Here is a 20,414-nt window from a genome sequence, read left to right on the forward strand (position 1 = left end):
TTGGGTAAACACCCTGATTCTCGGACACGCTGTACGCAACAACTCGATATGGTGTAGAACATGTTGGGGTAACGTCCGGTTCCCGGATATGTCTCTACTCGAAGATGGGGTCGATGGGCATCCCGGCGGATGGCCGTCGACCTCCCCGCAGTGAAGTCGTATTGTTATATTGCACGAAAAGGATGGAATACATGAAAGAACACAGACCATTCCGATGGCCTCAGCCCCTGGAGGGCCAGGCGCAGCGCATCTGGTACGGCGGTGACTACAACCCCGACCAGTGGCCCGAAGAGGTGTGGGACGAGGACATCGAGCTGATGAAGAAGTCCGGCGTCAATCTCGTCTCCGTGGCCATCTTCTCCTGGGCCAAGCTCGAGCCGGAAGAAGGCGTGTATGACTTTGATTGGCTCGATCGGGTCATCGACAAGCTGGGCAAGGCCGGCATCGCCGTCGATCTCGCCTCGGGCACCGCGTCCCCGCCGATGTGGCTGACCCAGGCTCACCCGGAGATCCTCTGGGTGGACTACCGCGGCGACGTCTGCCAGCCCGGCGCCCGCCAGCACTGGCGCGCCACCAGCCCGGTGTTCCTCGACTATGCGCTCAACCTGTGCCGCAAGATGGCCGAGCACTACAAGGACAACCCCCATGTGGTCTCGTGGCACGTGAGCAACGAGTACGGCTGCCACAACCGCTTCGACTACTCCAAAGACGCCGAGCGCGCCTTCCAGAAGTGGTGCGAGAAGCGGTACGGCACCATCGACGCCGTCAATGACGCGTGGGGCACCGCCTTCTGGGCTCAGCGCATGAACAACTTCTCCGAGATCATCCCGCCGCGTTTCATCGGCGACGGCAACTTCATGAACCCGGGCAAGCTGCTCGACTGGAAGCGGTTCAGCTCCGACGCCCTGCTCGACTTCTACAAGGCCGAGCGCGACGCGCTGCTCGAAATCGCGCCCAAGCCGCAGACCACCAACTTCATGATCTCCGCGGGCGGCACCGGCATCGATTACGACAAGTGGGGCTACGACGTCGACTTCGTCTCCAACGATCACTACTTCACGCCCGGCGAGTCGCATCTCGACGAGCTGGCGTACTCCGCCTCGCTCACCGACGGCATCGCGCGCAAGAACCCGTGGTTCCTGATGGAGAATTCCACCGGCGCGGTCAACTGGCGCCCGATCAACTACAAGAAGGAACCGGGTCAGCTGGTGCGCGACGCGCTGGCGCATCTGGCGATGGGCTCGAACGCGATCTGCTACTTCCAGTGGCGGCAGTCCAAGGCCGGCGCCGAGAAGTTCCACACCGCGATGGTGCCGCATGCCGGCGAGGATTCGCAGGACTTCCGCGACGTCTGCGAGCTGGGCGCCGATCTGGACCGCCTGTCGGACGAGGGTCTGCTGGACACGCGCCTGGCGAAGTCCCGAGTCGCCGTCGTCTTCGACTACGAGTCGCAGTGGGCCACCGAGCACACCGCCACGCCGACCCAGCAGGTGCGGCACTGGACCGAGCCGCTCGACTGGTTCCGCGCGCTGGCCGACAACGGCATCACCGCCGATGTGGTGCCGGTCCGTTCCGACTGGGATACGTATGAGGCCGCGGTGCTGCCGTCGCTCTACCTGCTCAGCGAGGACGCCACGAGCCGCGTGCGTGACTACGTGGCCAAGGGCGGCAAGCTGTTCGTGACCTACTACACCGGCATCTCCGATGAGCGCGACCACATCTGGCTGGGCGGCTATCCCGGTTCGATCCGCGATGTGGTCGGCGTGCGCGTCGAGGAATTCGCCCCGATGGGCGACGACTACGCCGGCACGCTCGATCACCTCGATCTGACCAACGGCACGGTCGCGCACGACTTCGCCGACTGGATCACGTCCACCGCCGACACGACCCGCGTGCTCGCCTCGTATCAGGCCGATCCGTGGACCGGTATGAACGGGGTCCCCGCCATCACCGTCAACGAATACGGCGACGGCAAGGCGGCGTACGTCGGCTGCCGTCTGGGCCGCGAGGGTCTGGCGGCGAGCCTGCCCGAGCTGCTCCAGGCGATGGACGTCGAGGCGCCGGCCGAGTCCGGTGCCGGCGACCTGCTGCGCGTCGACCGCGTCGACGCCGCGGGGGAGAGCGCGTTCTCGTTCCTGTTCAACCGCACGCATCGCACGGTGACCGTTCCGGCCGGCGGCGAAGTCGTCGTCGCCTCGCTGGCCCACACCGGCGATGACGGCACGGTCGCCATTGACCCCAACGGCGTGGCAGTCGTCAAGCGGTAGCGCGGGATCGGCCCGTTCGTCAATCGCGGATAAGCTGTCCGTGAGGCGGGGCGGCTCCGTATCTGGCTCCCTTTTCTGAGGGGAGCTGACCGCGGAATTGGGTTGGCATCGTATCTCTGGCTCCCCTCGCAGAGGGGAGCCAGAGGTGGCGGGTCCGTTTCGTGACGGCTCCCCTCTGCGAGGGGATCCTAGCGCGATAACAGCGGCTTTCACAGTAGACCATCGGGGATTCGTCCCGTTTCGCCTCCGAACAGGGGCGGGACGGGACGAATCATATCCGGGAACGGCCGCGTAGTATGAATAAAAAATGATTGCGATAGCATTCGCGACATACCGGTGGTTCGTTTGCAATCTTCACGGAGCTGTGTATAATAAAACATGTTAACGCAATCATAAGTTGAAATCGGCGATAACAAGCCGATCCTCGGCGGTGAGGATACACGATGGTTGTTACTCGATAGCAGTGCCGCTGAGGAACAAGACTGATGGTAACGTCAAACATTTCATCGCTCGCCATACGGCGGCGTACGGAAGGAGATACAGAACGATGAAGTTCACTATGGGAAAGAAAGTCGTGGCGCTCACCGGTGCGGCAGCGATGCTGGTCAGTGTGGCGGCGTGCGGTAATTCCAGCAACAGCGCCGACAATTCCAGCGACGCATCCTCCAGCGGGGATAAGGTCGAACTCAACGTGTGGGCGTGGGAACCGACGCTGACCCAGGTCGTCAAGGACTTCGAAAAGGCCAACTCCAACATCACGGTCAAGCTCACCAACTCCGGTCAGGGCAACAAGACCTACACCGCGCTGACCAACGCGATCAACGCCGGCTCCGGCGCCCCGGACGTGGCCCAGATCGAGTACTACGCCATCCCCGAGTACGCCATCAACGGCGCGCTGCAGGACATCACCGACAAGACCTCGGGCTACGACAGCTACTACACGCCCGGCACCTGGTCCTCCGTGCACTGGGGCGACAAGGTCTACGCGCTGCCGATGGATTCCGGCCCGATGGCCTTCTTCTACGACAAGGAGGTCTTCGACAAGGCCGGCGTCGACGCCGAGCAGATCAAGACCTGGGACGACTACTACGAGGCCGCCAAGAAGATCCACGCCCTCGGCGACAACTACTACATCACGTCCGACACCGGCGACGCCGGCTTCTACGATTCGATGACGTGGCTGGCCGGCGCGACGCCGTTCCAGACCTCCGCCGACGGCAAGACCGTGTCGATCAACCTGACCAGCGACCCGAAGGTGAAGACCTTCAACGACTTCTGGCAGAAGCTGCTCGATGAGGGCCTGCTCGACACCAAGACCTCCGGCTGGTCCGACGAATGGTTCAAGGGCATGGTCGACGGCACGATCGCCTCGCTGTTCACCGGCGCCTGGATGCCCGCCAACCTCGCCAACTCGGCCGCCGGCGGCGCCGGCAAGTGGCGCGTGACCCAGATGCCGACCGCTGACGGCTCCACGACCAACTCCGAGAACGGCGGTTCGTCGCTGGCCATCCTCGCCTCCTCCAAGAAGCAGGACGCCGCGCTCAAGTTCATCGAGTACGCGAACCACGGCGACGGCGTGGCCACCCGTGTGGCCGGCGGCGCCTTCCCGGCCGACACCGCTTCGATGAAGTCCGACAGCTTCCTCAACGCCACGACGGTCAAGAACGCCGACGGCGAGGACGTCGACTACTTCGGCGGGCAGAAGTACAACGAGGTTCTGGCCAAGGCCGCCGAGAACGTCTCCACCGACTACAAGTTCCTGCCGTTCGAGGTGTACGCCCGCGGCAAGTTCGGCGACTTCGTCGGCAAGTCCTACACCGGCAACCAGAAGCTGTCCGACGGCGTGGCCGCCTGGCAGGACGACCTCAAGGCCTACGCCGGCCGCCAGGGCTTCGATGTGAAGTGACCATCGCCCGGACCTTCCCGGCAGGGAAGGCCGGGCGGTCGCGGACCGCATGAGATACAGGGCTCCCGATCATCGGGGGCCCTGTTCTGCTGTATGGGTTTGCTGTACGGGCGCGCACGCGAACGGCGCCTGACCCGCGCGGCGGCGTTCTTCAGGCGCGTGCCGTAGACTACCCTCGATGGCATTGTCGGGCGGGCAAGGAGGGACGATGGTCGATCGGACGAAACGCATCATGGCGGCCGCGTGCGCCAGCGTGCTGCTGGCCGTTGGAGCCTGCGGCGAAACCGACACCCGCACCGAGATCGTCGTATGGTCGTGGGAACCCAGCATGGAGGCGGTGGCGCGCCAGTTCGAGGCGAACAATCCCGACATCCGCGTTACGATCAGGAACACGAGCGGCTACGAGAACCTCAACAGCGCCATCCAGGACGGCTACGGGCTGCCGGATGTGGCGCAGCTCGAGTATTTCGCGATCCAGCAGTACGCGGTCAGCGGCCAGCTGCTCGACATCACCGACCGCGTGTCCGGCTACGGCGGCTTCTACACGCCCGGCACCTGGGCGTCGGTGCAGCTGGGCGGCAGCACCTACGGCCTGCCGATGGATTCGGGCCCGATGGCGTTCTTCTACAACGAGGACGTGTTCGCGCAGGCCGGCGTGGACGCCACGAAGATCAGGACGTGGGACGACTACTACGAGGCCGCCAAAAAACTCAAGAAAATCGGCGTCTACATCGCGGCGGATACGGGCGACGCCAGCTTCTACGACGCGATGATATGGTTGGCCGGCGGCCATCCGTTCGCCACTTCGGCCGACGGCAAGACCGTGACCGTCGACCTGACCGGCGATGACGGCACCAAGATCTTCACCGAATTCTGGCAGAAGATGATCGACGAGGGGCTGATCGACACCAAGGCCGAAACCTGGTCCGAAAAGTGGAAGCGCCAGCTCGGGTCGGGCGATGTCGCCTCGGTGTTCGCGGGGGCGTGGATGCCCGCCATGCTGCTGTCCGATGTGCCCGGAGGCGCCGGGCTGTGGCGGGTCGCCCAGATGCCCACCGCCGACGGCCGCCGGACCAACGCGGAAAACGGCGGGTCGTCGCTGGCGGTGCTGCAGTCGACGCGCAAGCCGGACGCCGCGTTCCGCTTCGTGGACTATGTCTGCCATGATGCGGCCGGCATCGCCGAGCGAGTAGACGGCGGCGCGTTCCCTGCCGACAACGAGACGCTCGCCAGCGCCGACTTCCTCAACAAGACGACGGTCAAGGACCAGCGCGGCATCTCCATACCGTATTTCGGCGGGCAGAAGTTCAACTCCGTGCTCTCCGAGGCGGCGGAAAACGTATCGACCGGGTACCAGTACCTGCCGTTCGAGGTGTACGCGCGCAGCGACTTCAGCACCACGGTCGGCAAGGCGTATGCATGGTCCGGCGCGAAATACGAGTACGAGACCGCCAAGGACCGCATCGAGGCCGGGCTGACCAACGAGGACGGCAGCGAGATCAAGCTGCCGGAGCACCCAGGCAAGCGCATCACGCTGATGGACGGCATCGCCGACTGGCAGAAGGATCTCAAGGAATACGGCTTCAACCAGGGCTTCACGATCCGCTGACCGATCATTGGCATCCCGCGCCATTAATTCGTTGATTAATTCTGGCTCCCCTCAGGGAGGCTGAGCCAGCATGAAGAAACACTGGCTGACGGGTTATCGCATCGTCTTGTCGGCGGGATTGGCCGCGGGCTTGTCGGCGGGGTCGGCGAGGGAACCGTCCATGGCCGGCTCGACGGTGATGGATAGCGGCGCGGCGCCCTGCGCGCGCTGCTGCGAGGGGGACAGCCCCGCATACTTGCCGTACAGCCGGGAGAAGTACAGGGGATTGTCGTAACCGACCAGGAAGGCGACCTCGTTGATCGGATAATCCGTATCGATCAGCAGACCTCGCGCCCGCTGCATGCGGATGGCGGTGATGTAGCGCTTCGGCGGCACGCCGACCGCGTTCTTGAACGCGTTGTTGAACCAGGACTCGCTCACATGCAGCTGTTCCGCGTATTGCGCGATGCTGATGGCCTCGCTGAAATGCTCGTTGAAGTAGAGGATCGCGTTCTGCACCAGCGTCGCGGCGGCATCGTCGGACGGGGACCCGCTCTCCACGCGCTGGCGGCGGACCCGCACGAGCAGCGACCGCAGCTCGTACTCGAGCAGTTCGCGGAACCCCTCGCGCCGCAGCTGCAGCTCGCGGATCATCAGTTCGAACAGACGGCGTATCTCCGGGTCGGCCCCGGCCTGCAGCACGCCGTGATTCTCCTCGTTGAACCCGGCGTCGCGCAGCAGCGCGCCGGCCTCGGTGCCGGAGAAATGCACCCAGCAGGCGTCGGTGTGATAGGCGGCGGTGTAGGTGTACCACTGCGGCTCGTTGGGGAGATAGGCCACCATCGTGCCGGCGCCGTACACCGTGCCCTGCCCGTCCATGGTCTTGTCGAACCAGGCCTGGCCGGCGTTGATGTAGACGAGCTGGTAGTCCTTGCGTGCCTCGGGCCGCCAGGTGCGCAGCCTCGGCCGGTTGATCATCCGGTAGCATCCGCAGCTGCCGACCGTCAGCGGATGGACGTCGTCGACGACCTCGTCGTGCTCGAAAGTGAGGTAGGCGTTGTTGACATACATGCCGAAAGCCTTTCCGTTTTTGTGTATGCCCATTCTATGCAGCGCCGCATCGCAGTGCAGGTGGATGATTCTTCGATCAGGTTTTGTGCATGATTCTTCGATCAGGTTTTGTGCATGATTCTTCTGATTTCGTCCATGGCGCGCAACCGGCCGACGATCGTATAGTGGCCACTGAACGCAGGGCGGACGGCACACGGCAGGCGGCTCCACGGCGCGGCGATGACGCGGCGACAGTGGCGGTACGCGGCCATGCCGCCCGGCAGGCGCGTGGGGCGGCGCGACGCTGATGTGGCGCCAGCCCGGAGAGCAGTATGCACAAGGAGGGAACATGGCATCTGCGGCAACAGCACGCACGGCGTCGGCGGCCGGTGCCGTCGGCACGAAGGCCGGCGAACTCGATGACGAACGCCGCATCGAACAGATCCACAAGGAGCGCAAGTTCCTGGGCCACCCGCGGGGCACGGGGTCGCTGTCCCTGCTCAACCTCGGCATGGGCGTGGGCCACGGATCGATCAACGCGATCCTCATCTACTACATGTACGCGAAGGTTCCGGGCGGCCTCGGCTTCAGCCAGGCAGAGGCGGCGCAGATCTTCTCGCTGTACAGCACGATCCTCGTGCTGTGCGGTCTGGTCGGCAGCTACGTGGCCGACCGCATCCTCGGCCCGCGCAGGGGACTGCGCTACGCGCGCCTCGGGCAGGTCATCGGCTTCACCCTGCTGGTGTTCCCGTTCCTCGGCATCGCCGGCACCATGGCCAGCCTGACGCTGCTGAGCATCTCCGCCATGTGCGGCGGCCGCAGCCTCGAGGCGCTGCTCGGCAAGCTGTATGCGGAAGGTGACGGCCGCCGTGCCGCCGCGTTCACCATGACCTACGTGTTCTCGAACATCGCCGGCATCTTCACGCCGCTCATCGTCGGCACGATCTCCCAGTTCGCCGGCTACTGGGCCGGCTTCGCCTTCGGCGCCGTGTTCGCGCTCGTCGGCTGGCTCACCTACTTCCTGACCGAGAAGAAGTTCTTCGGCCCGATCGGCCTGTACCCCGGCGATCCCATCGCCCCGGACAAGCGCCGCGCCTTCGTGGTCCGCCTGGTCTCCATCGTGGTGGTGGTCATCGCCGTCGTGGCCGTGCTGTTCATCGCCGGCGTCATCACCATCAACTCGTTCTCGAACGCCGTGAGCACGGCGGCCATCTTCATCCCGATCGTCTACTTGGCGTACATCATCAAGAGCCGCAAGACCACGCCGGCCGAATCCGGCCATGTGATCGCGATCCTTCCGCTGTTCGTCTGCAACGCCGTGGCGATGTGGGTGTGGACGCAGACCATGACCATCATCTCGATCTACTCCGAGACCTCCGTGAACCGCAACCTGTTCGGCTTCGAGATCACGCCGGCGGCCTTCCAGACGTGGGGCAGCTTCCTCGCCGTGGCCTTCGGCACGCTGTTCGTGACCCTGTGGACCAAGCTCGGCTCGCATCGGCCGTCGAACGCGGCGAAGATGGGCTTCTCGACCATCATGTACGCCGCCGGCCCGCTGCTCATGATCCTGCCGTTCATGCTGTACCCGGCGGGGGGTGAAGGTCAGCCCGCTGTGGATCCTGGTGTTCTGGGTGCTCATCATGATCGGCGAGGCCAGCGGTGGCCCCGCCGGATACGCCGCCGCCTCCGACGTGGCGCCGAAGGCGTTCGCCACGCAGATGATGACCGTCTGGGCCCTGTCCCAGTCCACGGGTTCGGCGCTCAACTCGCTGTCGATCAACTTCTACCACAAGGGCGGCGAGGCGCCGTACTTCCTGTTCGTCGGCGGACTCACCCTGGTGGTCGGCGTGGTCGTGCTCATCTTCTCGAAGAAGCTGACCCGGGCCATGGGCGTCGGGAACACCCTGAACGGCGACTGAGCCCCGGCTCGGACTCACCGGCCAGCCGGCCGAATGGCGGTTCCCCTCTCCTGGCGGAGAGGGGAACAGGAACCCAAAGACATCAATCATTCGCAACGATTAAGGAACCGATAATGGCACAACCGATATTCGACCGCTTCTACTACGGCGGCGACTGGAACCCGGAGCAGTGGAGCGAGGACGTCTGGCTCAAGGACATCAAGATGCTGGAGGACGCCGGCATCAACGAGGCCACGATCAACGTGTTCTCGTGGGCGCAGCTGCAGCCCAGCGAGGACGAGTACGACTTCTCCACGCTCGACCGCATCGTCAAGCTGCTCGTCGACCACCACTTCGGCATCGTGCTGGCCACGTCCACCGCGGCCATCCCCGCGTGGATGGCCCGCCGCCATCCGGACGTGATGTACACCGACTTCAACGGCGCCCGCCACAAGTTCGGCGATCGACACAACCCCTGCCCGAACTCGCCGACCTTCCGCAAGTACGCGCCGAAACTGGCCGGCAAGCTCGCCGAGCGGTACGCCGACACGCCGGGCCTGGTCGCGTGGCACGTCTCCAACGAATACGGGGCCTACTGCTATTGCGACAACTGCCGCGAGGCGTGGATCGAGTGGCTCAAGGCGAAGTACGGCACCGTCGAGGCGCTGAACAAGGCGTGGTACTCGCATTTCTGGGGGCACACGATCTACGACTGGGACGACATCGTGGTGCCCAACGCCCTGAGCGACGAATGGACGCCCGGGTGCGCCACGCTGTCCGCCGCCGCCATCGACTACCGCCGGTTCATGAGCCGGTCCATCACGCGCTGCTTCACCGACGAGAAGGCCGCGATCCGCCAGTTCGACACGAAGACGCCGATCACCACCAATCTGATGAGCGTGTTCATGGACATCGACTACTTCGATCTGGGCAAGGAGCTCGACGTCATCAGCTGGGACAGCTATCCGCGCTACGACTTCCCGGCCTCGGCTGTGGCCATGCGCCACGATCTGATGCGCGGCGTCGGCGGCGGCAAGCCGTACATGCTCATGGAGCAGACGCCGAGCCAGCAGAACTGGCAGCCGTACAACTCGCTCAAGCGCCCCGGCCAGATGCGCGTGATGAGCTATCAGGCCATCGCGCACGGCGCCGATACCGTGCAGTTCTTCCAGCTGCGGCGCTCCATCGGCGGCACCGAGCGCTTCCACGGCGCGGTGATCAGCCACGCCGACACCGAGAACACGCGCGTGTTCCGCGAGGTGAGCCAGCTCGGCGCCGAACTGAAGACGTACGGCAAGGAGTACATGGGCGGCAGCGTCGAATCGCAGGCGGCCATCATGTTCGACTGGGAGAGCTACTGGGCGATGTACTACTCGTCCGGCCCGTCCGTGCTGCTCAAGTACGTCGACGAGGTCCACCGCTACTACGCGGCCCTGTACCGGCGCAACGTGCAGGTCGACATGATCCCCAGCACCACGCCGGCCGACCAGCTGGCCAAGTACAAGGTGGTGCTCGCGCCGGCGCTGATCATGGTCAAGCCCGGCGTGGCCGAGGCGGTCGAGTCGTATGTGCGCGGCGGCGGCCGGTTCGTGGCCACCACGATGTCGGGCATCGCCGACGAGAACGATCAGGTGTTCCTGGGCGGCTATCCGGGCGCGTTCCGCGAGCTGGTCGGCTCGTGGGGCGAGGAGATCGACGCGCTGCCGCCCGAGCGGCCGGTCAGCGTGCGGCTGGAGGACGGGCGCGAGGTGAGCGGCTCCATCGTGGCCGAGCTCATCCACCCGGTCTCCTCCAGGGTGCTCGCCTCCTATGCCAGCGATTTCTACGCCGGCGTGGCCGCGGCGACCGTCAACGAGGCGGGCGAGGGCAAGGCCTACTACGTGGGCACCGATATGGACGAGGCCGGCATGGACTGGCTGGCCGACGTGTTGGTGCGCGACTCCGGGCTGGACACGGTCGAGACCCCGCATGACGTCGAGGTGCGCGTGCGCGACTACGACGACGGCCGGCGATTGGTGTTCGTGCTCAACAACGGCGGCGACACGCAGACCGTCGACCTGCCCGAACGCCTGAGCGGCACGTCGGTGTTCGACGGCAAGCGCCTGGCCGGGCTGTTCGACATCGAACCCTACGGCCTGCGCGTGATCCGCGTGCGGTAGGAGCCGTACACGCGAGTTGTCGGTGTGCGGGTGTCGGGCCGGCGTGTGGTGAAGCGTTATATCACATGATGAACGGCATATGCAAACGATTGCTATAGCGAGCCCCGCACCGACAACTCGACGTTAGATCGCAATGGAGCGTGCGAGCGGGCCCGAATCGAGGGATGTGTTGCCACATGCCCCCGCTAGCGGGGGCTGGCTCGCGAAGCGAGACTGGGGGGCGCCGGGCTGTCCCCAGTCTCATTTCGCCTTCAGTTCCCGCTTATCGTATGCAACCTGCACTCCATGTCCCCCGTTGGGCGGCCTGACCGCCCAACGGGGGACTGCCGGTTTCGGTGCAAGAAGCCGGCCCACGCGCCCTCAGCGCGTGTTGCGGTCGTAGATCGCGGCCATGCCCTTGAAGATGAGGTCGGGGTCGTAGATGTCGATCAGCGTGGTGTCGTCCTTGAACACGCGGCCGAGCCCGCCGGTGGCCACGACCTTGAAGTCCTCGTCGATCTCGTCGTGGAACTGCTGGATGGTCCTCTCGATGCCGCCGAGGAAGTTGTAGTACAGGCCGGCCTGCATCGCGGTCTTCGTGGACGTGGCCAGGATCGACTGCGGGCGCGTGATCTCGATCTCGGGCAGCTGCGCGGTCTCGCCCCACAGCGCCGCGGCGGCGGTGCGGATGCCCGTGGTGATGATGCCGGCCGTGATGGTTCCCGAGGCGTCCACGTAATCGAAGGTGGTGGCCGTGCCGAAATCGGCCACCAGTACCGGCCCGCCGTAGGAGACGTAGGCCCCGACGCTGTCGGCGAGCATGTCGGCGCCCAGCGACTTCGGGTCGTCGATGCGGATGTTGATGCCGGTTCTGATGCCGGGGCCCACGACCATCGGGTCGATCCGCAGGAACTTGACGATGCTCGCGCGGAACGAATGCATGACCTTCGGCACCACGGAGGCGATGATCACGTCGTCCACATCCTGCGGTTCGAAGCCGCTCAGCGCGAGGAACTGGGTGATCATCAGCCCGTACTCGTCCGAGGTGTGGTTCGACTTGGTGGTGATGCGGTATGTGCCGACGATGTCGTCGCCGTCCAAAAAGCCCAGAACGATGTTCGTGTTGCCGATATCGACCGCGATGAGCATGATGCCCCCTTAATCCGACGTGGGACCCAGCGTGGTGCCCGGCTTTCCAGTGTAGCCCCGTCGCTATAATGGCGTGCGGCGGACGACCCGCAAGGGCGGCCAGCCGGCATATCACATAAATAAAAGAGGGAACCATGTCCGAAAACAATGGTGCGCACGGCGAATCCGGCGCAACCGACGACATCGACAACACGACCGGCGCGGGCAACGCGCCGAACGGCGCAGGCAGCGCGCCCGGCGCAGGCAGCGCGGCCAGCACCGACGCGAGCCTGGAATCACGCGCCAAGACCGCAAAGCAGGGCTTCAATTGGTGGGTGGTCGCCGTCATCGCCATCATCGCGGTGGTGGCGGTCGTACTGGGCGTCACCCTGTTCAAGCCCAAATCCGACGCGAACGGCAACGCCGCGGCCGACTCCGGCAGCGCGGCCGGCACCGTCACCATCGGTCTGAAGCTCGCCCCGACCAATCTTGACATCCGCAACCAGTCCGGCTCCTCGCTCGACCAGGTGCTCATCGGCAACGTGTACGAGGGACTTGTCGCGCGCGACTCGGACAACCAAGTCGTGTCCGCCATCGCCAAGAGCTGGGATGAGTCCTCCGACGGCCTGACCTACACCTTCCATCTCAACAGCGGCATGACCTTCTCCAACGGCGACGCGCTCACCGCCGAGGATGTGGTGTGGTCGATCAACGACCTCATCAAGAACCAGTACCACGACGCCGACTCGCTGAGCATGGTCAAATCGGTCGAGGCGCAGGGCGACGACACCGTGGTGCTGACGCTGAAGACCCCGAACGCGAACCTGCTGTGGACGCTTACCGGCCGCCCGGGCCTGGTGTTCGACAAGGACGCGAAGTATGACGCGAAGACCGAGGCGATCGGCTCCGGCCCGTACACCGTCTCCAAATTCGTGACCAACGACTCGATCACCTTCAAGGCCAACGACAAGTACTGGGGCAAGAACAAGGCCAAGACCGGCACCGTCGTCGTCAAGTACTTCGCCGACGACAACGCGGCGGTCAACGCGCTCAAGTCCGGCAGCGTGCAGGTGCTCGCGCCGATCAGCCCGAACCTGTCCTCGTCCCTGGACAGCGCCAAGTTCACGGTCAAGGCCGGCGACGACACCGACAAGTACGTGATGGCCTTCAACTCCATCGGCGCGAAGACCTCCGACAAGCGCGTGCGCCAGGCGATCCGCTACGCGATCAACCACGACGAGCTCATCGCCTCGCGCGGTGGCGCCGACACGGCGCTCGGCGGCCCGATCCCGTCGCTCGACCCCGGTTACGAGGACCTGACCGGCCTGTACCCGTACGATCTGGACAAGGCCAAGTCGCTGATGGCCGAGGCCGGCTACTCGGAGTCGAAGCCGCTCGAGCTGCGCCTGACCTACGCGAACACGTACGGCACCGAGCTCGGAGACCAGCTGCGCTCGCAGCTGGCGAAGATCGGCATCGACCTGAAGGTCAACGTGGTCGAGTTCTCCACCTGGCTGCAGGACGTGTACACGAACAAGGACTACGACATCTCGCTCGTGGACCACAACGAGAGCCATGACTTCTACCAGTGGGCCACGCCGGACTACTACTACAACTACGACAACGCCGAGGTGCAGAAGCTCTACCAGCAGGCCATCGCCTCGACCTCCGACAAGACGCGCGACGAGCTGCTGGCCAAGGCCGCGAAGATCGTCTCCGAGGATGCGCCGGCCGACTGGCTGTTCAACTACCGCGTCACCACCGCGTGGGCGAACGGAGTGACCGGCTTCCCCGTCAACCTCAACCAGACGCTCCTGCCGCTCTACAACCTGGCCTACACGCCCGCCAAGTAACGCTCTGGCTCCCCTCCTTGAGGGGAGCCAAACACCGTAAACAAATTCGTAAGCGAAGCAATGACGCGGAATCCCGGCCGCTCTCGGCCCCGCCTTCCGCGCCTCATCGCTTTCTCGGAAAGGAACCGCCATGCGATTCGTGGCCCGGCGCCTGTTGCTGTTCATAGCGGCGCTGTTCGGCGTGTCCGTCGTCGTGTTCGCCGCGTTGCGCATCCTGCCCGGCGACGTGGCATCGGTGATGGCGGGCCTCAACTCGCCGCCCGAGCGCGTCGCCGCGCTGCGCGCGCAGCTCGGTCTTGACCGCCCGCTGGTCGCGCAGTACGCCGACTGGATGGGCGCGCTGCTGCGCGGCGACTTCGGCACCTCGATCCTGACCGGCCGATCAGTGACGGCCCTGGTCGGCTCGCGCGCCGCGATCACGTTCCCGCTGATCGTGCTCGGCCTGGCGATCGCCATGGCGATCGGCATCCCGCTGGGCTGCGCGGCGACGCTCGCCCGTTCGCCGCGCGTGCGCGCCGCGTTCCACGTCGCCGGTCTGATCGGCGGCGCGATCCCCGCCCTGTGGAGCGGCCTGCTGCTGATCCTGCTGTTCTCGAAGGGCACCGGACTGATCGGCATCTTCCCCTCGCAGGGGTTCCCGCTCGACGGTTGGGCGTCGCCCGGCTCGGCGATTGTCTCGCTGATCCTGCCGGCCCTGTCGGTCGGCATCATCGTCGGCGCCGGCATCATGCGGTACACGCGGTCCGCGCTCGGCGACGTCGCCTCGACCGGTCACATCGACATGGCGATGGCCTGCGGCATGACCCGCACGCAGGCGGTGCTGCGCGTCGGCCTGCGGCTGGCCACCCCGCAGCTCGTGTCGGTGATCGGACTGACCTTCGCCGAGATGATCACCGGCGTGATGGTCATCGAAAACCTGTTCGCGCTGCCCGGCATCGGCTCCGGGCTGGTCACCGACGTCGGCAACCGCGATCTGATCGCCGTGCAGAGCGAGCTGTTCATGCTCGCCGCGTTCTTCCTGTTCATCGGACTGATCGTCGATCTGGCGCATCGCGTGCTCGACCCGCGCCTGAAAACCGCCACCAGCACCACGGAGGTGAGCGCATGAGCGTGCACGAACCATCCCCATCCGCATCCTCCCCATCTTCCGCCGGCATGGCAGGCGTTGCCGGGCACAGGCCGGGCGCCTCGCGCGCGCCGGGTATGGTCCCGATCGTCCTGCGCTCCATGTGGCGGCGCGGCGAGGGCAAATTCGCACTGACGGTACTGGGCCTGTGGCTGGCGGTGGCCGCGGTGTCGATCGTATGGGTGCCGCGCCCGCTCTCCGAAACCGACGGATACCACGTCTGGGCCGCGCCTTCGGCCGGCCATTGGCTGGGCACCGACGGCACCGGCGCGGATGTGTTCAGCTGGCTGATGGCCGGCTCGCGCACCAATCTGCTCATCGTCGTGCTGACCGTGCTGTTCGCGGCCGCGTTCGGCATGCTGCTCGTCGCCGCGATGGTCGCGCGCAGCACCGCGCTCGCCAGCACGTCCGTCGTGGTGGTCGATGCGCTGATCTCGATTCCGACCGTGCTGCTGGCGCTGATCCTGGCGGTGCCGCTCGGCGCGTCGATCACCGTGATCGTGGTCGCCTGCGGGTTCGGATACGGGTTGAATCTGGCCCGTGTGGCACGGCCCACCGCACTGCTCGCCGCGCGGTCATCCTACGTGGAGTCCGCCTTGGCGAACGGGGCTTCGGGTTCGCGCGTGTTCGCCGCGCATATCCTGCCGAACATCATGCCGGTGCTGTCCGTGCAGCTGTCGCTGTCCGCCGGAACGGCGGTGCTGGCCGAAAGCGGGCTGACCTATCTGGGCATCGGCGTGCCGTCCGGCGTGCCGAGCTGGGGGCATTCGCTCGCCACCTCGGTCAAATTCATCAACGTATACCCCCTGACCGTGCTGTGGCCCGGCCTGATCGTCACGCTGGTGGTCGTCGCGCTCAACGTGTTCGGCGATCTGCTGCGCGACGCCGCCGACCCGCTGTCCAATCCGACGCTGCGGTCGGCGGGTGCGGCAGGATCGGCGGATGCGCCAGACGCTGCGGATGCGTCCGGTGCCGAGGTCGCGCCCGGAACGGCAAAGGAGTTGTCATGAGCGTTGCGATTCGGGGATTGAACATTACCATCGGCGGCAAGTCCATTGTGCGAGACGTGAATATGGACATCGCCGACGGCGAGCGTGTCGGGCTCGTCGGTTCGTCGGGATCGGGCAAGTCGATGATCTCCAAGGCGATCATGGGATTGCTGCCGGCTACGGCGAGCGTGTCCGGGTCGATTCTCATGGGCGACGCGCAGGTGGTCGGCGCGTCGGATGCCGCGCTCGCCGACCTGCGTGGCCGGTATGCGGGCATGGTGTTCCAGAATCCGGGCTCGTCGTTGAATCCGGTGATGACCGTCGCGCAGCAGATCGCGCTGCCGCTGCGGCTGCACTACGACCTGAACCGCGCGGAGCGGCTGGACCGCGTGCGCGCGATGCTCGACAAGGTCGGTCTGCCGCAGGATGCGCAGGGCAAGTATCCGCACGAGTTGTCGGGCGGGCAGCAGCAGCGCGTCGGCATCGCGACGGCGCTCGTCACCTCGCCGAAGCTCATCATCGCCGACGAGCCGACCACCGCGCTCGATTCGATCATCCAGCGGCAGATCGTCGAGCTGCTCGTCTCGCTGGTCGACGACGCCGGCGCCTCGATGCTGTTCATCACCCATGATTTCGCCGTGCTCGCCCACGCCACCACGCGCTGTTACGTGCTCGACGCGGGAAGCATCGCCGAAACCGGCCCAACCGCGGCGCTGCTCGACGCCCCGGCCGAGCCGCAGACCCGTCGGCTGGTCGACGCGGCCCGTAACCTGTCGCTGGTGCGCGGCTCCGAAGCGTATGCGGATGACGGTGGTCCGGCGTCCGGCGTTGGTTCCGTTGGCGGCGACGGTTGCAAGGGAGGTCGGTCATGAGCGGTCGGTCTGATGCGCGTGATGGAGCGCCGCTGCTTCGCGGGCGGGCCATCGACAAGTCGTTCGGCCGGAGGTCCGGGCGCCGGCAGGTGCTGTTCGGCGTGGACGTCGAGGTGCATGCGGGGGAGTGCCTTGCCGTGATCGGCGGCTCCGGCTCGGGCAAGTCGACGCTGACCCGGATTCTGCTCGGGTTGGAATCCGCGGACGCCGGCGTGGTCGAATACGGGGGGCTGCCCGTCTTCGGCGGGCGCGGATCCGCGGGATTGCGGGCCCTGCGCCATGAATCGGGGCTGGTGTTCCAGGATCCGTTCTCGTCGCTCGACCCGCGCTGGCGTATCGGCAGATCGGTCGCCGAACCGCTGGCATTGCAACGGCGTGACTGGCCGAAGGATCGCATCGCCGCGCGTGCGGCCGAGGCGCTGGCGACGGTCGGGCTGGACCCGGCGGTGTTTCTGGACCGGTATCCGGTCGACCTGTCGGGCGGGCAGGCGCAGCGCGCGGTCATCGCGCGTGCGATCGTCAACGAGCCCAAGGTGATTCTGGCCGATGAGCCGATGAGCGCGATCGATGTGGCCGCGCGCATCCAGATCCTCGACGCCTTCGCCGCGATCCGTGAAACACGGCGTGAAACGGCGTTGATCATGGTGTCGCACGATCTGGGTGTAGTGCAGCATATCGCCGATCGCATTCTCGTGCTGCACGACGGCCGCGTCGAGGAGGCCGGCCCCACGGCCGACGTGCTCGGCGCCCCCCAATCGGCATACACCCGTCAGCTCATCGAGGCCGCCTCGTTGTAGTCGCGTTGGGGCTGCGCCGGCCGATGCCGGCGGTCGGCGCGCTGCAGCATCTTGCGGCGCAGATATCGCAGCGGGTGATGCCGGCGGTCATAGTCGTCGATATACCGCTGCGTGATGCGGTTGGTCTCGGCGAGTCCTTCGTCGCTGATGCCGCGTTCGCGGCGGTAGTCGTCGATGGTTTTGGGATGATGCACGGCGCTCATGCGTTCTCCTTGGTCCGTATGGCGCTGAGATGCTCTTTGCTCTGTGCATGCCCCCGCTGGCGGGGGCTGGCGGCGCAGCCGACTGGGGGTGGTCTTGACTGTCGTGTGTGCACTGATAGCGTACCTTTGCCGATTGACGCGGAGGCCGCTTGGTGCTATGGTTAGTTACATAAGTAATTAACCAATGAGGTTGTCGGGGTGCCGACCGGACGGCGCGCGTATCGGCCGCCCGGGATGAAGGAGGTGGTCGGGCCGTGCATTTCGACGATTCCAGCGGCGTGCCGCTGTTTAGGCAGGTGGCGAACCAGCTTGGCGAGGCGATTGCGGCCGGCGTCTACGGCGAGGGCGAACAGGTGCCCAGTACCACAGAAATCTCCGCCGCATACCGCATCAATCCGGCGACCGTGCTCAAGGGCATGAACCTGCTGGTCGATCAGGGCTTGTTGGAAAAGCGCAGGGGTCTGGGCATGTTCGTCACCGCCGGTGCGGGGCGGCGCGCGCAGCGGGCCAAACGCGAGGAATTCCTCGATACCGGCCTCAAGCAATTCATCGGCGAGGCCAAGCGGCTCGGATTCGACGCCGACGAGCTGGTCGAGCTGATCAGAAAGGGGTATGCGTCATGACGGTGAACGGATATTCGCCGGTGGCGGCGACGGGCGGGTCCGGGCTGTTGCTATGTGTGCCGCGGCTCGTCGGTCGGGATCGAGAGGAGGGGCGTACGCCATGTGCCTGACCATTACCAATCTCAGCAAGACCTACGGCGGCGTGGCCGCGCTCGACAAGGTCAATCTCACCCTGCAGCCGGCCATCTACGGGCTGGTCGGGCGCAACGGCGCCGGCAAGTCCACGTTGATGGGCATCATCGCCAACCGGTTGCTGCCCAGCGGCGGCACGGTCGCGCTTGATGGGGCGAACGTGCGCGAGAACGAATCCGCGCAGGGTCGTATCTACCTGGTAGACGAGACGGTGCCGTTCATGATGGGCGTGCGCGTCAGTACGATCTTCCGCCGCGAGGGCCGGTATTATGGCGGTTTCGACTGGGGGTTCAGCTCGCGCATGCTCGCCGAATTCGGCATTCTGCCTGGGGTGATGTACGGCGCGCTGTCGCTCGGCCAGCGCATGATCGTGCGGCTGGTGGCGGCCCTGTGCGTGCCGGTCGACGTATTGCTGCTCGACGAGCCGGTGATCGGGCTCGACGCGGCGAACCGGCAGCTGTTCTACCGGTTCCTGCTGGAGTCCTACAACGACCGGCCGCGCACGATCGTCGTGTCCACGCACATCATCGACGAGATCGCCCATGTGGTCGAGCGCGTGGCGATTCTCGACCGCGGGCGCATCGTCGACGAATTCACCGCCGAATCGGTCGGCTCCCGTGCCACCGCGCTCGTCGGCGATGCGGAGCGCGTGATGCGGTTCGTGGAGGAATGCGGGCTACGGGTCATCTCCCGCGAGGATATGGGCCGACTGGCGACCGTTACCGTTCGCGGCGGGATCGACGCGAACGATCTGCCCGAAGGCATCGTCGCCAGCGGGCTGGGATTGCAGGAATACGTGATTCGCGCCACTGCCGTGGGCGGCGATGATCCGCGAGTCGAGGAGGGATCGAAATGACCACTGCACGATTGGCCTCCGGAAGGCCGAGGTTCAGCCGGCAGTTCCGGCTCACCCTGCGCCGGTGCCTGACGCTGTACGGCGTGATGCTCGCGGCGGCGCTGGCCGTGCTCGCCATACTGTGCTACCAGCGCTGGCATCTGCAGGATATGTGGTTCGGCATGGCCGCAAGCGTCGACGTCGAGTGGTTCCTGTTCCCGATCATGGTGTTCGCGGCGCTGGCGTGGCAGTGGTTCTTCTTCGACGGGGCGCTGTGCCACGGGGTATCGCGCCGGTCGTACATGAAGGTTTCCGCGGCGGGCGGCGGCATCGCGGCGCTGGCCGTGTCGGTGGTGGTCGTCGCCGCCCGCCGTGTGTTGATGATCGGCGGGGTGGGCGCAGCCGGCGGGCATGGGGTGGAGGATCCGTTCCACGCGCCGCTGTCCGAGCGGTTCCTGTATGCGTGGCGAAGCGAATGGTACGAGTCCGTCGGCGAGAAGGTTGTGATCGCCCACGGGCCGGAATATTCCGGGATGCTGCCCGCCGGAACGCTGTTCATGTTCCTGGGGTTTCTCTCGCTGATGCTCGCCTGCGTGGCGTTGGGCATGGCGCTTGGCGCGCTGCTGGCCTGGATCGGTGGCAAGGGGACCGTGGCGCTTGGGTGTTCCGTCGTCATGCTGTGGATGGTCGGCAACGGCGTGCTTCAGCTGGCGACCGTGGAACGGATGCCGTGGCTGGCGCGGCTGAACGAGGCCGGATCGCCGTTCAACCGATTGGCGCAGCTGATCGGCGGCCAATTGGCCGCATACCCGGGGCAGGGGCGGATCATCTACACCTATGTCGTATGGATTCCGCTTATGGCGTCGCTGGTCCTGTTCGGCCTGTGCGCGTGGGGCGCGCATCTGCTGACTCGGCGCCGCGAGCTGCACGCCGCCCGCCAGCGCCTGATCTAGCGATTGGCGTCATTGGTTCGCTTACTATGTCTGGCTCCCCTCTTTGAGGCTCAGCC

At 65.7% G+C, this 20,414-nt stretch carries 15 protein-coding genes; 12 read left to right on the forward strand and 3 right to left on the reverse strand.

Annotated elements, in window-relative coordinates; translation table 11 throughout:
• The first annotated feature begins 191 nt into the window (after positions 1-191).
• From BBSC_RS03370 to BBSC_RS03380, 3 genes are all read left to right on the forward strand, one after another.
• A complete protein-coding gene (locus BBSC_RS03370) occupies positions 192-2,267 on the forward strand; it encodes a beta-galactosidase (RefSeq protein ID WP_033519967.1) in 2,076 nt (691 codons plus the stop codon).
• A 547-nt stretch (positions 2,268-2,814) separates the two neighbouring features.
• Entirely contained in the window at positions 2,815-4,173 is a 1,359-nt protein-coding gene (locus BBSC_RS03375) for an ABC transporter substrate-binding protein (protein WP_033519966.1), read from the forward strand.
• Between the two features lie 232 nt (positions 4,174-4,405).
• Positions 4,406-5,782 carry an ABC transporter substrate-binding protein gene (locus BBSC_RS03380; RefSeq protein ID WP_033519969.1) on the forward strand — a complete coding sequence of 459 codons (1,377 nt, stop codon included), beginning with the start codon at positions 4,406-4,408 and terminating at the stop codon, positions 5,780-5,782.
• A gap of 93 nt (positions 5,783-5,875) precedes the next feature.
• On the opposite strand, the gene BBSC_RS13620 is transcribed toward BBSC_RS03380, so the two are convergent.
• Positions 5,876-6,832, reverse strand: coding sequence for a helix-turn-helix transcriptional regulator (locus tag BBSC_RS13620; protein ID WP_051923266.1), 957 nt, complete (start codon positions 6,830-6,832; stop codon positions 5,876-5,878).
• A gap of 328 nt (positions 6,833-7,160) precedes the next feature.
• Between BBSC_RS13620 and BBSC_RS14040 the strand changes: the two genes are divergently transcribed.
• On the forward strand, positions 7,161-10,868 hold the full coding sequence (locus BBSC_RS14040) for an oligopeptide:H+ symporter (RefSeq protein WP_197074443.1): 3,708 nt from the start codon (positions 7,161-7,163) through the stop codon (positions 10,866-10,868).
• Between the two features lie 360 nt (positions 10,869-11,228).
• Here the strand turns inward: BBSC_RS14040 and BBSC_RS03395 are convergent, their stop codons facing one another.
• Positions 11,229-11,996 (reverse strand): type III pantothenate kinase, encoded by a 768-nt coding sequence (locus BBSC_RS03395; protein WP_033519350.1) that lies wholly within the window; start codon positions 11,994-11,996, stop codon positions 11,229-11,231.
• A 134-nt stretch (positions 11,997-12,130) separates the two neighbouring features.
• Here BBSC_RS03395 and BBSC_RS03400 point away from each other — a divergent pair, with 134 nt between their 5' ends.
• From BBSC_RS03400 to BBSC_RS03420, 5 genes are all read left to right on the forward strand, one after another.
• On the forward strand, positions 12,131-13,828 hold the full coding sequence (locus BBSC_RS03400; RefSeq protein ID WP_033519349.1) for an ABC transporter substrate-binding protein: 1,698 nt from the start codon (positions 12,131-12,133) through the stop codon (positions 13,826-13,828).
• 130 nt (positions 13,829-13,958) lie between these two features.
• Positions 13,959-14,936, forward strand: a complete 978-nt coding sequence (locus BBSC_RS03405; protein ID WP_033519348.1) for an ABC transporter permease — start codon at positions 13,959-13,961, stop codon at positions 14,934-14,936.
• Between the two features lie 119 nt (positions 14,937-15,055).
• Entirely contained in the window at positions 15,056-15,964 is a 909-nt protein-coding gene (locus BBSC_RS03410) for an ABC transporter permease (RefSeq protein ID WP_161787661.1), read from the forward strand.
• Positions 15,961-16,815 (forward strand): ABC transporter ATP-binding protein, encoded by an 855-nt coding sequence (locus BBSC_RS03415; RefSeq protein WP_081893053.1) that lies wholly within the window; start codon positions 15,961-15,963, stop codon positions 16,813-16,815. The genes BBSC_RS03410 and BBSC_RS03415 overlap by 4 nt, the downstream gene beginning before the upstream one ends.
• Positions 16,812-17,612, forward strand: coding sequence for an ABC transporter ATP-binding protein (locus tag BBSC_RS03420; protein ID WP_046726091.1), 801 nt, complete (start codon positions 16,812-16,814; stop codon positions 17,610-17,612). Before BBSC_RS03415 ends, BBSC_RS03420 begins: the two co-directional genes overlap by 4 nt.
• Here the strand turns inward: BBSC_RS03420 and BBSC_RS03425 are convergent.
• Positions 17,585-17,815, reverse strand: a complete 231-nt coding sequence (locus tag BBSC_RS03425; protein WP_033519347.1) for a hypothetical protein — start codon at positions 17,813-17,815, stop codon at positions 17,585-17,587. The two genes, BBSC_RS03420 and BBSC_RS03425, sit on opposite strands and share 28 nt — an antisense overlap.
• A gap of 254 nt (positions 17,816-18,069) precedes the next feature.
• Between BBSC_RS03425 and BBSC_RS03430 the strand changes: the two genes are divergently transcribed.
• From BBSC_RS03430 to BBSC_RS03440, 3 genes are all read left to right on the forward strand, one after another.
• On the forward strand, positions 18,070-18,438 hold the full coding sequence (locus BBSC_RS03430; protein ID WP_033519346.1) for a GntR family transcriptional regulator: 369 nt from the start codon (positions 18,070-18,072) through the stop codon (positions 18,436-18,438).
• A 100-nt stretch (positions 18,439-18,538) separates the two neighbouring features.
• Entirely contained in the window at positions 18,539-19,426 is an 888-nt protein-coding gene (locus BBSC_RS03435; RefSeq protein ID WP_051923265.1) for an ATP-binding cassette domain-containing protein, read from the forward strand.
• Positions 19,423-20,358: a hypothetical protein gene (locus BBSC_RS03440; RefSeq protein ID WP_033519345.1), complete on the forward strand. Its 936-nt coding sequence runs from the start codon at positions 19,423-19,425 to the stop codon at positions 20,356-20,358. Before BBSC_RS03435 ends, BBSC_RS03440 begins: the two co-directional genes overlap by 4 nt.
• The last annotated feature ends 56 nt before the right edge of the window (positions 20,359-20,414 follow it).

Source organism: Bifidobacterium scardovii JCM 12489 = DSM 13734 (genome assembly GCF_001042635.1).
GTDB lineage: Bacteria > Actinomycetota > Actinomycetes > Actinomycetales > Bifidobacteriaceae > Bifidobacterium > Bifidobacterium scardovii.

What these genes read in the sequence shown, in the direction of transcription:
- BBSC_RS03370 (WP_033519967.1), top strand. Translation starts at nt 192, where the DNA reads ATGAAAGAACACAGACCATTCCGATGGCCTCAGCCCCTGGAGGGCCAG.
- BBSC_RS03375 (WP_033519966.1), top strand. Translation starts at nt 2,815, where the DNA reads ATGAAGTTCACTATGGGAAAGAAAGTCGTGGCGCTCACCGGTGCGGCA.
- BBSC_RS03380 (WP_033519969.1), top strand. Translation starts at nt 4,406, where the DNA reads ATGGCGGCCGCGTGCGCCAGCGTGCTGCTGGCCGTTGGAGCCTGCGGC.
- BBSC_RS13620 (WP_051923266.1), bottom strand. Translation starts at nt 6,832, where the DNA reads ATGTATGTCAACAACGCCTACCTCACTTTCGAGCACGACGAGGTCGTC.
- BBSC_RS14040 (WP_197074443.1), top strand. Translation starts at nt 7,161, where the DNA reads ATGGCATCTGCGGCAACAGCACGCACGGCGTCGGCGGCCGGTGCCGTC.
- BBSC_RS03395 (WP_033519350.1), bottom strand. Translation starts at nt 11,996, where the DNA reads ATGCTCATCGCGGTCGATATCGGCAACACGAACATCGTTCTGGGCTTT.
- BBSC_RS03400 (WP_033519349.1), top strand. Translation starts at nt 12,131, where the DNA reads ATGTCCGAAAACAATGGTGCGCACGGCGAATCCGGCGCAACCGACGAC.
- BBSC_RS03405 (WP_033519348.1), top strand. Translation starts at nt 13,959, where the DNA reads ATGCGATTCGTGGCCCGGCGCCTGTTGCTGTTCATAGCGGCGCTGTTC.
- BBSC_RS03410 (WP_161787661.1), top strand. Translation starts at nt 15,056, where the DNA reads ATGTGGCGGCGCGGCGAGGGCAAATTCGCACTGACGGTACTGGGCCTG.
- BBSC_RS03415 (WP_081893053.1), top strand. Translation starts at nt 15,961, where the DNA reads ATGAGCGTTGCGATTCGGGGATTGAACATTACCATCGGCGGCAAGTCC.
- BBSC_RS03420 (WP_046726091.1), top strand. Translation starts at nt 16,812, where the DNA reads ATGAGCGGTCGGTCTGATGCGCGTGATGGAGCGCCGCTGCTTCGCGGG.
- BBSC_RS03425 (WP_033519347.1), bottom strand. Translation starts at nt 17,815, where the DNA reads ATGAGCGCCGTGCATCATCCCAAAACCATCGACGACTACCGCCGCGAA.
- BBSC_RS03435 (WP_051923265.1), top strand. Translation starts at nt 18,539, where the DNA reads ATGTGCCTGACCATTACCAATCTCAGCAAGACCTACGGCGGCGTGGCC.
- BBSC_RS03440 (WP_033519345.1), top strand. Translation starts at nt 19,423, where the DNA reads ATGACCACTGCACGATTGGCCTCCGGAAGGCCGAGGTTCAGCCGGCAG.